Raw genomic sequence first — 14,650 nt, 5'->3', positions numbered from 1 at the left:
AAAATTACATTCATAACCCATTACAAATCCGCTAAAATGTCAACGTTGGCAAAAATTGAGTCATCCCAATGGATAATTTACCCCCAGATTCCCAGGATAATGCCTTGTGGAATCGCATTAGCACCAATAGCTTAGTGCGATTTTTATTGTTTTTTGCCTCTGGCTGGGCATTAATTTTAATTTTTGACTACTTTGAAAACATCTTTTTTACATTTGTATTAGCTGCAATTTTAGCTTTTCTTCTCAACTATCCCGTGCGCTATTTAGAGCGATATTTAGGTCGAGGATTAGCATTAGGAATTGTTATTTTTCTGAGCCTATTTCTGGTTGTGGCTACAGGATTAGCTTTAGGAACAATGTTTTTTAATCAATTTCAACAGCTTCTCTCCCTTGTTGTTGAAAATTTAACATCAGCCGATAATCCATTTGACCGTTTACAAGCGTTTTTAACCCATCGGAAAATCAATATTAATATTGCTCCTATAGAAACCGAATTTAATAAATCTTTGGGTTCGATGGTGAGCATCCTGGTAGGAACTTTTTCTTCATTACCGAATGCGTTGCTTTCATTTATTATCATTTTTGTTATTGCCTTTTTTATGTTGGTTGATGGAGAAAGGCTTTGGTTTTTACTGTTAAAACTCATTCCTTATCCCCATCGTAGCCAATTTTCAGCCGCCCTTCAAAAAAGCTTTTTAGGTTTTTTTCGAGGTCAACTTTTACTCTCATTTTTCTTGGGAATCGCTAGTTTTTTGGTTTATAGCACCTTAAAAATTCCTTTTTCTTTATCCCTGGCGATTATTGTTAGCTTTTTTGATTTTATTCCAGGGATAGGAGCAACTCTAGGGATTTTAATGATCAGTTTAATTGTTTTAATTCAAAGTGGCTGGTTTTTGACAGCACAAGTATTGGTTGTCAGTATAATTTTACAACAAATTCAGGACAATTTTATTGCCCCTCGCATTATGCAAAGCGCAGTTAATATTAACCCTGTGGTTTTGTTTTTTGCTTTACTGGTTGGGGCAAAAATTGCGGGAATTTTAGGAGTATTTCTCTCAGTTCCCATTGCAGGGGTAATTGTGAATTTATTAGATATTGAAGAAATGCAATCAAAAGAAGGAAGTAAAGATTCTCTTGAAACAAAAGCCTAAACCCAAACCCGGTTTTTTCAACAATACCTTCGCCAATTTTAAGAGGGAACAGAAGAAACCGGATTAGGTTCTTTAAGCTTGATTTCACATTAACTTTTATTAAAGAATTAATATTTTTATCGATTTAATGATGGGTTCTTTTAAGGTTAAATTAATCACCTAAAATAATTACATAAAACTACTCTAAAGATAGAGGTTTATCGCCAATATGAACTTTAAGTTATGACTTAAATACAGCATTTTATTAGGAGAATTTTATGGCTAATCAATCTGGAGAAGGGAGCGGACATCGCGGCCCGGACAAAGGTGAAGCTTATGGAGTAGCCGCCGTCACTCAAGCACTGTCAGGAATAGATTTTCCTGCTAGTAAAGAAGACGTCCTTCAGCAAGCACAAGGTCACGAAGAAATTCAGTGGACAAAAGAGCAGACCGTAGATTTAAGATCGATATTAGAGCAAGCGGGTCAAGATCAATTTGATAGTATGCCAGAGTTAGTTGAAGCTATCAGCCAAAGCGTCAAAAAGTAGACTGAATTAAATGAAAAGGGTTGTGACAGATAAGGCAACCTAGTGGCAATATTGATGATCTGTTGCATTTTAATTCTTCCGTATTTTGTATGTCACGATATTGTCAGTACGGAAGACCCTTTTCTCAAATTTTAGGGATAAGTTCTACCTTTCCAGCTTCCCCCTTTTCCTCGCCAATATTTTAAGGCTGAATCTAAAGTCATTAACGCATATAAAAAGCCTATAAACGGTAAAGTTAACCCCCAAACGGGAGAAAGACGATAGAGTTTTAAGGTGGGATAATAAGCAATTTCCATCAATAACCCGGTTAACGTTGCTACTAGAATAATTAAACCGTTTTCATGCAGAATTCCCCCAATCAAACCCACAGGAAACATTAAATAAATTAGAATCATTCCAATTAAGGTTAATCCTAATAAAATTATCGAAAAATTTAGTTGGCTAAAAGCTGTTCTAGCAACCATATCCCAAATACTTGATAAACTTGGATAGGGTCTTAAACTCTGAGTTGTTTCTGTTAACCCTAACCAAATCGGATAATAGGCTTTAGAGGTAAAAGGAAAGATAAAACTCTTGATTGAAAATTCCTGATTAAGAGGAGAAAAGTTTTCCTCGTCAAGATGGGTTAGGGGGATTAATTTCACGGCTTGTGCTAAAGAACAATCATCAATTAACGCTTGTTTTAATATTTGTAAACCGCCAATTCGTGTTAAAGCTTCCCGACAAATTAAAATACACCCTCCTGCTGCGGCTGCGAGTTGACTTTGAGGATGATTAACCCACCGAAACGGATATAATTTTTGGAAGAAAAATACAAAAGGGGGGATTAATAATTTTTCCCAGAAACTTTGACATCTTAATAATACCATTAGCGACACTAATTGTAATTGTTCCGTTTCGGCTTTTTCCACTAATTGCTTTAAGTTATTAGGAGAATGTTCAATATCAGCATCGGTAAATAAAATATAATCGGGAGGGTTTATTAATTGTTGAGTATATTTAACTCCCTGTTCCATCGCCCAAAGTTTCCCTGTCCATCCCCCAGGTAACGGTTGAGAAGGGATAATCTTTAATTGGTCTGTTTTATTTAAGATTTGAGCAGTTTTTTCGGCAATATTGGCTGTTCCATCATGGCTTTGATCATCGACTAAAATAATAGAAAATGAACCGGGATAGTTTTGTTTTAAAAGCGATCGCAAACTAATTTTAATTAACTCTGCTTCATTTCTGGCTGGCACAATTATAGCAACAGAGGGATAATTTAATAACGGTTTTTGAACTTCCAGAAGTCGTTGATCTGCTTGCCAAAATTGTCCTCGAAACATTAATAATACAATCCATATTATTAATGATAATAGTGTTAAAATTAAAATTGAATTTTCCATTTTAAAATCAAGAAATACTCGCGGTTTTTAACTGTATCGGTTGCTTAGACAAATAGGAATACAATACATCAGGATCTAAGTCAGCACCGCTATCCCAATAAACAGTTCCCCACTCGCTAGAAAGTTTAACTTGATTAAAGTAATCAAGGTTTTTTAAAGGTTCAAATACTCCAGTAAACTGAACGAGTTTAGATACATCAATGATCCCTTCTACTCCATCTTCAAAACGAAGTTTTAGCTGGTAATTTGTTAAGGGATGAACTTCAACAATATCTTTAAGCATGATTTACTCCAGGGGTTCAATTTTATTCAAAATTAGATTTTGTCTGGCTAATTCCCAATTCGTGAGTAGTTCGTTCTGGTATAATGCTGTCCATTCTTGAATTAATTTTAGCAGTCTAGGGGAAAGGTTTCCTTCTAATACTTCTCCAGTTGAAATGCTGATTAATGCCTTCTGCTTACCATAGCGAACATGAAAATGAGGAGGAGGATGATCGTTATAGTACATAGTAATTATAGCTCCAAAAAATCGGCTAATTTCTGGCATAAAGTCCTTGTCGGTAACAAGATTAAAACAGCAGTAAGGATAAAATAATAAAATTAGTTTTATAGTTTATTATACAATACAATCTTGATCAATTCAAGAAGAAATACGATATAATGCCTCATACTTATCAAACAGAGGATATCCTCAAAAACATTAGCAGGAGTTGGACAGTTAACAATGGAAGCACAAAATCCAGTTTCTTTAACAACGTTAAAAGAGGCGATCGCAGCCAGCCAAAACTTTCTTTTATCTCAACAATATCCCGAAGGTTATTGGTGGGGAGAATTGGAATCTAATGTAACGATTATATCAGAAATTATCCTATTACATAAAATTTGGGGAACTGATAAAAATCGCCCTTTATCTAAAGCTGAAACCTACTTGCGTTCTCAACAACGAGATCATGGCGGTTGGGAATTATTCTACGGAGATGGAGGCGAACTCAGTACAACCCTTGAAGCGTATATGGCGTTAAAAATATTAGGGGTATCAGAAATTGATCCCGCCTTAATTAAAGCCAAAAAATTTATTTTAGAACGGGGTGGAATTACAAAAACTCGGATTTTTACAAAACTACATTTAGCTTTAATTGGGTGTTATGACTGGCGAGGAATTCCCTCAATTCCCCCTTGGATTATGTTGTTACCCGAAGGTTCACCTTTTACTATTTATGAAATGTCTAGTTGGGCGAGAAGTAGTACCGTTCCTTTATTAATTGTTTTTGATAAAAAGCCAATTTTTCGGTTTGATCCTAGCCTAAATTTAGATGAATTATATGTAGAAGGAAGACAAAATACTATTTTTAAACTGCCTAAAAATAACGATTGGACGGATATATTCTTAGGGTTAGATCAAATTTTTAAATTTGCAGAACTCTTTAATGTTGTCCCCTTACGAGAACAAGGGTTAAAAGCGGCGGAACAATGGATTTTAGAACGACAAGAAATAACGGGAGACTGGGCGGGAATTATCCCTGCGATGTTAAATTCTTTATTGGCCTTAAAATGCTTAAATTATTCTGTGTCTGATCCCATCGTTCAACGGGGTTTAGAAGCCATTGATAATTTCGCTATTGAAACAGAAGAAACTTATCGGATGCAAGCTTGTGTATCTCCAGTTTGGGATACAGCTTGGGTAATTCGAGCTTTAATTGAGTCAGGCATTGATCCAAACCATGCTGCTATTGTTAAAAGTTCAGACTGGTTAATTCGCCAACAAATTTTAGATTATGGAGATTGGATTGTTAAAAATAAACAAGGAAAACCTGGCGGATGGGCATTTGAATTTACGAATCGTTTTTATCCTGATTTAGATGATTCTGCTGTTGTGGTAATGGCTTTAAATCAAGCTAAAATTCCTGATGAATCCTTAAAAACAGCAACCATCATTCGCGGGATTGATTGGATGATCTCAATGCAATGTAAAGCCGGAGGATGGGCAGCTTTTGATATTGATAATGATCAAGATTGGATTAATGCCGTTCCCTATGGGGATTTAAAAGCCATGATTGATCCTAATACGGCAGATGTTACAGCAAGAGTTATTGAAATGTTAGGAGAATTAGACCCAAATTGCTCAGAATTTCAATTTAAAATTCAATCGCTGAAACCTTCAATTGAACGGGCAATTTCCTATTTAAAACAAGAACAAGAAATTGATGGTAGTTGGTTCGGACGTTGGGGGGTTAATTATATTTATGGAACCAGTGGGGTATTATCAGCATTAGCGGTCATTCATCCTGTTTATAAAAATTGGGTTCATGGTTCTCTTAAACCTCTGATGAAGCGGGGGGAAAACTGGTTAGTAAGTTGTCAAAATTCCGATGGCGGTTGGGGGGAAACTTGCCGCAGTTATAATGATCCACAATTGAAAGGAAAAGGAGTTAGTACAGCCTCTCAAACCGCTTGGGCATTAATTGGCTTAATGGCAACGGGGCAAGCAACAGGACAGTATGAAATGCAGGTGATTGAACGGGGAATTAACTATTTAATTTCAACGCAACTTTCCGATGGTCGATGGGATGAGTCGGAATTTACGGGAACTGGTTTTCCCGGTCATTTTTACATCAAATATCATTATTATCAACATTATTTCCCGTTGTTGGCATTAGGTCGTTATCAAAAATTACAGCAACTTTAACTTAATATGGGGTGGGTTTGACCCATCCAAACCTTAATATTTGTCAGGAAGGGATTAAGGGTTTATAATTTTTGGGATTAGGGTGAAAGCCCAACAAAGAGCTAATGTGAAGGAAAAATGGGTAATCGAGAAAAGATAATTGTTGCATTGGGTGTGATGGCATCGATTACATCTTTGGTGATTGGAATGGCAAGAACAGCAACAATATCTGAAAAAATCAGGGTGAAACCAGACTATCAAAGATTAGCTAACTTATTAGCAGCAAAACAATTTACTAAAGCTGAACGTCAAACCTATAGAATGATGTTATTAGCTTTAGGAAAAGATACGAAATATTCTGATCCCATTGAGTTAAATCAACAGGATATTGCTAAATTTCCTTGTGAAGATTTAAGAGAACTGGAAAAAATTTGGCATGGTTATACTCATGGAACAATTCATTTTAGAAATAAAATTATGAGTTGGCAAAATGGTCAACAAAACTTGATTCCTGCTATTAATTCTCGGTCTAATAGTTGTAAAATAGAAGAAAATATAAATTCTACTGCTCTGAGTCAGTAGGATATTTGAGCTTGCTTAAGTTTTGTAACAAATAAAGTTTAAAATAGATGAGGGGAATAGTTTGGTGTTTAAAAATGAAAATGTACATTCTCTGTATCCCTAACCTATAGAAACCGGGTTTTTGCAGTTAGCTTGACTTCACAAATTGAGTTTTGTTGAAAAACCCGGTTTCTTGATTAAAGCTTGATTGTCACCGTCTTAATTTCGGTGTATTGTTGCAAACCGTATTCGCCTAATTCGCGCCCAATTCCCGATTGTTTGAATCCGCCAAAGGGTGCCGCCGCATCGAAAACATCATAACAATTGACCCAAACTGTACCCGCCCGGAGACTGTTAGCAATGGTATGAGCTTTAGTAATATCTTGCGTCCAAACCGCCGCAGCCAGACCATAGATGGTATTATTAGCTCGTTCAATCACTTCGTTGATATCTTTAAACTTGATAATACTCATCACCGGCCCAAAGATTTCTTCTTGAGCAATCTTCATCTCATCCCGAACATTTGCGAAAATAGTAGGCTCGATAAAGAAACCGCGATCGCCCACACGATGACCCCCGCATAACATCTGGGCATTTTCGCGTACACCCGATTCAATGTAGCCCATCACCTTATTAAATTGCTCTTGATCCACCTGCGGCCCTTGCTGAGTTTTAGGGTCAAAAGGATCGCCGACGACTCGTTGTTTAGCACGTTCAACGGTTTTGGCGACAAACTCGTCATAGCATTTTTCTTCCACGAACACCCGCGACCCCGCACAGCAGCATTGTCCTTGGTTAAAGAATAGACCAAAGTGAGTTCCTTCGATGGCCGCATCCATATTGGCATCGGCAAAAATAATATTAGGACTCTTACCGCCTAATTCCAATGTGACACGCTTGAGATTGCTTTTGGCGGCAGCTTCCATAATTAAATGTCCGACTTCCGTTGATCCCGTAAAAGCCACCTTATCAATGTCATTATGGTGAGAAATTGCTGCCCCGGCTGTTGGCCCGTAGCCCGATAAAATGTTAACGACACCGGGAGGAAAACCCGCTTCAACGATAAGGGAACCGATCCTTAACGCTGATAAAGGAGTTTGTTCGGCGGTTTTAAGTACAACGGTATTCCCGGTTGCTAAGGCTGGCGCTAACTTCCAAGCCTGCATTAACAGAGGGAAATTCCAGGGGATAATCTGACCGACTACACCGATGGGTTCATGGCGGGTATAACAGAAATAAGAACCGTTAATCGGAATGGTTTTGCCTTGAATTTTATCAGCCCACCCAGCATAATAACGATAGCAAGCAATCACCAAGGGCAAATCAATATTCAGTGAATCCGTCACAGGTTTACCATTATCCAAGGATTCTAACTGTGCTAATTCTACAATATTTTGTTCAATTAAATCTGCTAATTTGTACAGCAGTTCGCCCCGTTTCGTCGCTGACATTTGTGGCCAATTGCCACGAGTAAATGCCGTTCGTGCCGCTTTAACAGCTTGATCAACATCAGCAGCGTCAGCCTCAGCTACATCACAGATAATCTCTCCTGTCGTGGGGTTAATGGTCTGAAAGCAACGACCCGAAACGCTATTCACCCATTCATTATTGATCAGTAATTGAGTTGGCCCAATTTTCACTTTTTGATCGGGTCTGATCGATGTCACCATGATTTATTCCTTTATTAAAATTGAAGTTTTGATCTCATATAATTTTCGTTAATTGAAACCCCTTCTTGGCAAATCTTAATACAAATTTCATGATGTTTAATCAATAAAAGGTCAGTATTTATGCGGATATAAGCAGATTAAATGGGTAAAAATTGAGGATCTAAGGTTTGTTCTAAGGTATAGGGACAGACTTCAGGAAAGATTTGTTCACCGAGTTTTGTTTCTCTAATGGCTAAAGCCAATCCTAATTCATAAGCATCAGGTAAAATTTGATTCAAATAAGGCTTTAAACTCGGACTATCTTGTAATAAAAATTTAATTTGAATGCGTTGTTCTCGAATGGTTCCCAACCCACTATTCGTTCGTTTATCTAGTTGAAATTGCCATTTTAACAAATGTCCTAAGAGAATGCCTAATCGATTTCTCAGTTCTTGTCGTTCTTTTCGTCCCAAGGCTTCGATTTCTTCAATTAAATTCAGTGTATCTAACTGTTGCCATTGTTGAGTTTTCAGAAGATTTACTTGATCTTCTATCCAACCCTGAAAATCGCTTTCATATAAATGAGTCATCGTTTATCCTCTATTTGGATTCATTAATTCCTTTAAACCGTTCTTTTGCTGTTTTGAATGCTTCTTCCATAACAACTTGAATTTTTTGCGGATCTGGTTTTTTTCCTCCCATTAAATCCCCAAAATAAACACAAGCTCCTTCCCCTAATGCCCAAGTATAAGCAGCAGCCCAAGACGCAGCAATTACACTGCCAAAACCGGGAATAAATTTAATTAATTCTCGACCGATCATTTGGGCTAAAAATCCTCCCGCGATCGCACTGACTAAGCCCCCTGCTTGAGATAGATTTAAAGTTTTTCCATAAAGATTTCCTAATAATACCACCAGAGAAACTTGCAGGGTGGTTAAGACAGGCATCGTAGCAAAGGGAATCGGAACAGCTGCAACGGTCGCAGCCATAATACTAAAGGCTAAAATATACCGTCTTCCCACATCTCGATAGATATTTCCCAGTTGATTGTTAACTTCTCCATTTAATAATTGATGAATGGTTCTTGCTTCGGCTTCAGGAAGCAAATCGGCTAAGGTATCCCGCAAAGCTTCTAAGCCATAATATACAGGGGTATAGCCATCTTCTTCTAAGGTAAAATCAATTAAAACAGCCTGATCATATAACCCTTTAAAGGCTAATTTTAATTCTGCAAAGGCTCGATTAATATCTTCAAAATCAGGAGGATAAATCGGATGGTTATCAATTTGGGAAGGATAAAGTTCATGGAGACAAGTAACGACCAATAAACAAGGAATATTAGGATATTTTTTCCGTAAGCTTTGAGCAATTGTTCGTAATGTATCCGTTGCAAAATCGTTGATTTTAACCGTTAGAATTAAAACCCTTGCTCCTTGGCTTTCTTGTTGTAAATCCCCAATTAATTCTTGAATAATTAGCTCAGTATTTTGATTAATATCTCCTAAACCAACGGTATCTTTAAAAATCAGTAAGGGTAAGTCATTAGAGGGGTAGGCATAGCGTTCGGTGTGTTGAGTATGGGGACGAAAACCTTGACCCACAATTTCGGCTGAAACCCCCGTTAATCCTCGAACAATTGAGCTTTTTCCCGCTTGCGGTTTGCCAATTAATAACGCTTCTGTAGTAGGAAGTTCGGCGCGAACCTTTTCTAAAATCTCAGCAATTTGAGTTTCATTAACACTAAACCATTGCACAACGGTTTGAGCTATTTGGTCAGTCGGGAAAAGTCCTTTAAGTTGTTGGGTTGTCCAACTCCAACCAGTTGCAATTCCATCCATCCAAGAGGAATTAACAGAGGTTGATTGATGGGGCGTTTCAGACACCGGGGAGGAGATTTGAGAATCCGGGGTTTCAGTCATAAGTCAGGTTTGATATTCTCTACTTTGATTCTAGTTTAAGGTTAAAATCCTATTCCTCGGTTTCGGTTATCCTCCCTTGTTTCCCCCTGAATTCAGACCCCTAAAATAAAATCAGGGTAGGTATCACCTACCCCAGCTTTTTAACCCTACAATCTCTTATTTAACCAATATTTGATGATTTTATTCTCGATAGCCGGGACGAGTGGTAACGTTGGGATCACGATAGGTTTCGTGATGGGTTTTGGGTTGACGAAATAAGTTTGCTAAACCAATTAACCCCAGAAGTCCTAACCAACCCCAGTTATTATTATCATCTCTTGTTTCTTGAAATGGAGTCGTATCAACGGTGGGACTATTAGGATTAGTTTGAGCGTGAGCGGGTAAGGATGCAGGAAATACAGCTAAACTTAAAGCAATCATTCCTGTACCCAAAAGCTGTTGCACAGACGGTTTAATTCTCATGAGTAATCCTCTATTTTAGTAGCGGTTTGCGGCTTCATCTGTGGTGCGATAACGGGGGGCTGGATCTTCATTTTTACGAGCTAAACCAGCTAAACCAATTAAACCGAGCAAACCTAACCAACCCCAATCAAAATCTCGATCTCCTGCTGTTTGGCTGTAGGTTGTATTGGTGTTATCTGTGCCTGTTGTGCCTGTTGTGCCTGTATCTGTGGGTGTGGTTTGAGCAGAAGCAGACAGTGTAGATGGCAGAACTGCTAAACTTAAAGCTAAGGCAGTAGCACTAACTAATTTGGGTAAAGAATTCAGTTTCATGAATTAATCTCCTTGGATATTCGCTCGGTTAAGATGTGAATCAACGATTTAGAATTAAAATCGTGCTTCAACAATGTAAGCGATGTTTTAAATGTAGGGGATTTGTCTGCCTATTTCCTCCCTCTTTAGCCATAACATAAAGTCAAGTACAGTTAACACTAAAGAGATAGCTAGGGAACAGGGAACAGGGAACAGGGAACAGGGAACAGGGAACAGAGAACAGGAAACAGGGAACAGGGAACAGGGGGAAAAGAAAATAGGGAATAGGTAATAGAGGGGATAGGAAAAAGTTATTAGGTATCCGATCAATTATTGATAGCAAATATTTAAGGATGGAATATAAAATATTTCTACCTAATAAGAAATTCTTTCTTAAACCAGTTTTTGTCAGATTATAAAAGCCTGAGAGTTAGAGGTCAGCTTCATCAAGCAACCTTCAAGCCCTAAATCGATGAGCGACGGTGCAAATGCCAAAATTTAAGCTAATATGGCTAAATCAAGAACCTTGAATCTCGGTTGATATTGGCAAAATTGAGAGATCACCATTGTTGATTCTCAATGATACATCAACTGAGTTTAAGCTGAATAGTATGCTAATAGTAGCTTACTTGTTTGCAAGTCGTGTTAGTGTTGAGGTAGCATAATTTAACATACTCATGGTAACAAAGAATATCAGAGCCGTTACTTACGTTCCCCCGGACTATCATAAAAAACTGCGTCAGTACATGAAACGGCACAACTTAACGGAAAGTGCAGCGTTAGTCCAAATGATTAAACAGTTCTTTGATGGGGAACAGCCTCAACTCAATTCTGAACTGCGAACGGAGGTCGAAGAAATTGTACAAGACCAAGTAAAACTTTTAAAAGGAGATATTGACCTTTTAAAAGGACAAATCGCCTTGATGCAGCAGTTATTAGACAAAACTGTCACGGCTGAAACGACTCGTCGTGGAGCTAATTCTACTAATAATAATCATCCTAGAAATTTATTGAGGTTGACACCCAAAACAGAAGAAGAATTAACTCGTCGCTTAGGAGTGAATACAGGAAGTGTTGCCAAAGAATTTGCCAAAGGTGCAGAACATTTTAGCTATTGGAGTCAACAAAAAGATCCCAGTGGTATTGGTTGGCACAGACGGGGCGATGGTTTGTACTATCCGGTTTAAACTAATTACACTCTAATTGCACCCTTTTCCTACCCTGAATCTATCGCTTATGCTCGCTCTGGAAGGCTATTAAATTCTATTTTTAATCTCTAAAAGCAATCATTCCCTGATTTATCAAGGAACTAGAGAGCGGGATAAGCAAAAGATCATTCTAATCCCTTGAAGATTCATCTTCCTTTTCGACCCAAACTGTTACCGCCGCAACAGCAATTAACATTTCATCATTTTTGTCTTGAAATTCTTCAATTGCCCGTCCTTGTACCACCATTCCTCCGGTTTCAACGGTAATCTTTTTCTGTCCAAAAGGTAAAACGGCTAATACTTCTTCGGTTCTGACTTGTTCAGGATAGGGAACGGCAATTTGCACTTCTACAATCATTTCATTGGGATGATTTAATCCCGCCACTTCCCAAATTCCGGGTAACGCATTATGGGCAATTGCATTTCTAAGTGCCCTAGCCGCGGCAACCGTAGGTTCCTGTCCATGTTGATCAACGCCCATCCCCATTTCAATTACAAACCGTTTTTTAGCCATAATTCTCAAGCTTTTTTTTTACTGAATTAATTCTACTACACGGGCGAATTGTTCTCAGAAACTTGATGACTAATGGCTTGATAAGTATATTCGGGACAGTCAGAATCTGAATGAGTTTCTAAACATTCAACTTCCACTTTCATTTGGTTCATTTCTGCCATTCCAAAAATAGTGGCAAAGGCAATATCCGCCGCATCTCGTCCCGTTCCAATTCTAATTAATCCATTGCGGGGCGCAAGGCGAGTGGCATCAAATAAGTACCAGCGATCGCCTAAATACGCCTCAAAATAAGCATGAAAATCCGGGGGTTGCAGTTTATAAGCATAACCCGATGCAAACCGAGCCGGAATATTTAAAGATCGACAAAAGGCAATTCCTAAATGGGCAAAATCTCGACAAACTCCCGCCCGTTCTGTTACCGTATCAAAGGCAGAGGTATGTTGATCACTGCTCCCCGATAAGTAAGTGACGTTATCATAAATCCAATTACAAATTGCCGTTACTCTGGAATAATCGGGCAATAAATCGCCAAATTCTGATTGAGCAAAACGCATTAATCGGTCAGATTGACAATAGCGACTTGGATAAATATATTGTAATAATTCTAAGGGAAGTTGAGCAATCGGAACTTCATTAATCGTTGTGGGATTTGTTTCCTCATAAATGACATCAACAAAAGCTTGATAGGATAAGTGTAAATTTCCCGACGGGACATTAATCCGAATATAACGATTATCTAAAACTGGAGCAATATATTCCTCATGATTTAGATCGGGTTCTAAACAGAGATATTCTTCTAGGATGTTTTGATTTGGGGTTTTAGCAACATTAACATTGAAAATAAACGTACTATTGGCACTCACCTGATAATCTAATTCACAACCGACTTTAAATTTCATAATGACCCCCCTTTTAATCAGTCGTTGTTGCCATTGATCGCCCCCTCAAAACCCGATTTATGGGTCACTGCTTCTGGACTAACTTTAATTTATATCGATATAACGCCACAGGATGACCACTAGCTGTGAAGAAATTCGGATCTTGAGGAGATAAATAAACCGCCGTCACTTGATCTCCTACAATTGATTTTACCGGAGCATCCAATTCTGCCTTGTAAGCCGTTGTTGTTTCTACTTCATTAAAATAAATTTGAGATGAACTTTCAAAGACTTGCTGACTAATTTCGCTGGCAATAAATTGATCCTCACTGGGAATTTCACGACTCCGACCTGTTACCGTTGAAACGAGTTCTAAATTTCCGGGTAAAGCAGTGATCAGGCGATTGGGATTTGTTGGATCAACCTTAACGGATAAAATCCCATTTTCTCCTAAGATGGCTCTACCCATATTAAACCCATTAAAAGCGCGATCGCTCACTATCTTAGGATAGATTTTTCCATCGGCGTGCTGCTCAGAACCTTCTTGGGTAAAAAATAAAGTTAAGGGAAAAATCTGTAGCTTAGGTAACAATTGAACTGTTTTAAATCTAACCTTAAACTCAATGGGTTGATTCATAAAGGTTGAATTTTTTTCAAACCCAGGAGTGCTAATTTGCGGAGCTAGAGGAGCCACTTTATCCACTAATGTACTGGTAACGTCCCACTCTCCTTCCATCCACTCAGGATAAAACAAATCTCCCTCTGCGACTTTAACCATCGGTTTGTGAGTCCAGTTTGGAAATTCGGATAAACGCTCGGCTAATTCTCCCGCTTGCGCGTCTGTTTCCCCTAGAATTAAACCTAGAATTAAACCCACAATTAAAATCAATTTTTTCATTTTTTTTCAAGTTGTATAGTGTTACCCATTACAGTTAGGACAGTCTAAATTATTAAACCCTTTCACAACTTACTGTTCCCTGTTCCCTGTTCCCTTTCCCCTATAAACTTTCTAAGGGAATAGGTTCCCAAACTTCTCCATATTTTGCTTTTAACGCTTCCCAATTTTCCACTTGTCCGGGTTCATATTCTCCCGGTTTTCCCCATTGTAAAAACGCACTTAATACAACTTCCTGCTGTTCACTCAGAAAGCGAATGGCATAGGTTGTAAAATTCCCCCGTTTGGCTTCTCCCGTTTCAAATTTCACCTGTTTAACATGATCCATATTCAGATGAAATTCAAATCCCTCGGTGTGCATATTTGCATATTTGCCTTTGGGTAATTCTGCATAAAATAGCTTTTCAATTTTTCCCCTGGCTTCTAATACGGCTGCACTGCTGGTAACAATTAACCGTAATGTTCCTAAATTTTCACACGCTTCTAAAAATTCTTTGAGATTACTCATGGTCTAAAATCCAGTTATAAATTCTTTTTAATTCTA

The 14,650-nt window shown here is 38.1% G+C and carries 17 protein-coding genes; 5 read left to right on the top strand and 12 right to left on the bottom strand.

Annotated features, from left to right (window positions below):
- Positions 1 to 68 precede the first annotated feature (68 nt).
- Together PL9214_RS28805 and PL9214_RS28800 are read left to right on the top strand one after the other, a co-directional pair.
- Complete coding sequence (locus PL9214_RS28805) at positions 69 to 1,151, top strand: AI-2E family transporter (RefSeq protein WP_072722734.1); 1,083 nt, start codon at positions 69 to 71, stop codon at positions 1,149 to 1,151.
- A 257-nt stretch (positions 1,152 to 1,408) separates the two neighbouring features.
- Positions 1,409 to 1,678, top strand: coding sequence for a DUF2795 domain-containing protein (locus PL9214_RS28800; protein ID WP_072722733.1), 270 nt, complete (start codon positions 1,409 to 1,411; stop codon positions 1,676 to 1,678).
- 131 nt (positions 1,679 to 1,809) lie between these two features.
- Here PL9214_RS28800 and PL9214_RS28795 read toward each other — a convergent pair whose 3' ends face one another.
- The 3 genes from PL9214_RS28795 to PL9214_RS28785 are packed head-to-tail and all read right to left on the bottom strand — an operon-like array spanning position 1,810 to position 3,610.
- Positions 1,810 to 3,063, bottom strand: a complete 1,254-nt coding sequence (locus tag PL9214_RS28795; RefSeq protein WP_072722732.1) for a glycosyltransferase — start codon at positions 3,061 to 3,063, stop codon at positions 1,810 to 1,812.
- A 7-nt stretch (positions 3,064 to 3,070) separates the two neighbouring features.
- Positions 3,071 to 3,346 carry a DUF2442 domain-containing protein gene (locus tag PL9214_RS28790; protein ID WP_072722731.1) on the bottom strand — a complete coding sequence of 92 codons (276 nt, stop codon included), beginning with the start codon at positions 3,344 to 3,346 and terminating at the stop codon, positions 3,071 to 3,073.
- A gap of 3 nt (positions 3,347 to 3,349) precedes the next feature.
- On the bottom strand, positions 3,350 to 3,610 hold the full coding sequence (locus tag PL9214_RS28785) for a DUF4160 domain-containing protein (protein WP_072722730.1): 261 nt from the start codon (positions 3,608 to 3,610) through the stop codon (positions 3,350 to 3,352).
- A gap of 177 nt (positions 3,611 to 3,787) precedes the next feature.
- On the opposite strand from PL9214_RS28785, the gene shc reads away from it, so the two are divergent.
- Entirely contained in the window at positions 3,788 to 5,749 is a 1,962-nt protein-coding gene (gene shc / locus PL9214_RS28780) for a squalene--hopene cyclase (protein WP_072722729.1), read from the top strand.
- A 117-nt stretch (positions 5,750 to 5,866) separates the two neighbouring features.
- The gene (locus PL9214_RS28775; protein WP_072722728.1) at positions 5,867 to 6,310 is read left to right on the top strand and encodes a GUN4 domain-containing protein; all 444 of its coding nucleotides are present in this window, start codon (positions 5,867 to 5,869) and stop codon (positions 6,308 to 6,310) included.
- 176 nt (positions 6,311 to 6,486) lie between these two features.
- On the opposite strand, the gene PL9214_RS28770 is transcribed toward PL9214_RS28775, so the two are convergent.
- From PL9214_RS28770 to PL9214_RS28750, 5 genes are all read right to left on the bottom strand, one after another.
- Entirely contained in the window at positions 6,487 to 7,959 is a 1,473-nt protein-coding gene (locus PL9214_RS28770) for an aldehyde dehydrogenase family protein (RefSeq protein ID WP_072722727.1), read from the bottom strand.
- A gap of 137 nt (positions 7,960 to 8,096) precedes the next feature.
- Positions 8,097 to 8,528 (bottom strand): DUF29 domain-containing protein, encoded by a 432-nt coding sequence (locus tag PL9214_RS28765; protein WP_072722726.1) that lies wholly within the window; start codon positions 8,526 to 8,528, stop codon positions 8,097 to 8,099.
- 10 nt (positions 8,529 to 8,538) lie between these two features.
- Complete coding sequence (locus PL9214_RS28760) at positions 8,539 to 9,858, bottom strand: YcjF family protein (RefSeq protein ID WP_072722725.1); 1,320 nt, start codon at positions 9,856 to 9,858, stop codon at positions 8,539 to 8,541.
- A gap of 180 nt (positions 9,859 to 10,038) precedes the next feature.
- Positions 10,039 to 10,320 carry a WGxxGxxG family protein gene (locus tag PL9214_RS28755; protein ID WP_083580243.1) on the bottom strand — a complete coding sequence of 94 codons (282 nt, stop codon included), beginning with the start codon at positions 10,318 to 10,320 and terminating at the stop codon, positions 10,039 to 10,041.
- A gap of 15 nt (positions 10,321 to 10,335) precedes the next feature.
- The gene (locus PL9214_RS28750) at positions 10,336 to 10,632 is read right to left on the bottom strand and encodes a WGxxGxxG family protein (protein ID WP_072722724.1); all 297 of its coding nucleotides are present in this window, start codon (positions 10,630 to 10,632) and stop codon (positions 10,336 to 10,338) included.
- Positions 10,633 to 11,288: 656 nt separating this feature from the next.
- Here PL9214_RS28750 and PL9214_RS28745 point away from each other — a divergent pair.
- Positions 11,289 to 11,798, top strand: a complete 510-nt coding sequence (locus tag PL9214_RS28745) for a hypothetical protein (RefSeq protein ID WP_072722723.1) — start codon at positions 11,289 to 11,291, stop codon at positions 11,796 to 11,798.
- Positions 11,799 to 11,949: 151 nt separating this feature from the next.
- Here PL9214_RS28745 and PL9214_RS28740 read toward each other — a convergent pair whose 3' ends face one another.
- The 4 genes from PL9214_RS28740 to PL9214_RS28725 form a co-directional block, all read right to left on the bottom strand.
- Positions 11,950 to 12,333: a Lin0512 family protein gene (locus PL9214_RS28740; protein ID WP_072722722.1), complete on the bottom strand. Its 384-nt coding sequence runs from the start codon at positions 12,331 to 12,333 to the stop codon at positions 11,950 to 11,952.
- Between the two features lie 35 nt (positions 12,334 to 12,368).
- Positions 12,369 to 13,232, bottom strand: a complete 864-nt coding sequence (locus PL9214_RS28735) for a transglutaminase-like domain-containing protein (RefSeq protein WP_072722721.1) — start codon at positions 13,230 to 13,232, stop codon at positions 12,369 to 12,371.
- Between the two features lie 64 nt (positions 13,233 to 13,296).
- Entirely contained in the window at positions 13,297 to 14,109 is an 813-nt protein-coding gene (locus PL9214_RS28730) for a DUF6816 family protein (RefSeq protein ID WP_072722720.1), read from the bottom strand.
- A gap of 100 nt (positions 14,110 to 14,209) precedes the next feature.
- On the bottom strand, positions 14,210 to 14,614 hold the full coding sequence (locus tag PL9214_RS28725) for a ChuX/HutX family heme-like substrate-binding protein (protein WP_072722719.1): 405 nt from the start codon (positions 14,612 to 14,614) through the stop codon (positions 14,210 to 14,212).
- Positions 14,615 to 14,650 lie beyond the last annotated feature (36 nt).

This window comes from Planktothrix tepida PCC 9214, from assembly GCF_900009145.1.
GTDB lineage: Bacteria > Cyanobacteriota > Cyanobacteriia > Cyanobacteriales > Microcoleaceae > Planktothrix > Planktothrix tepida.
The sequence above is the reverse complement of the archived record's forward strand: the minus strand, read 5'-3'. Positions and strand labels throughout refer to the sequence as shown.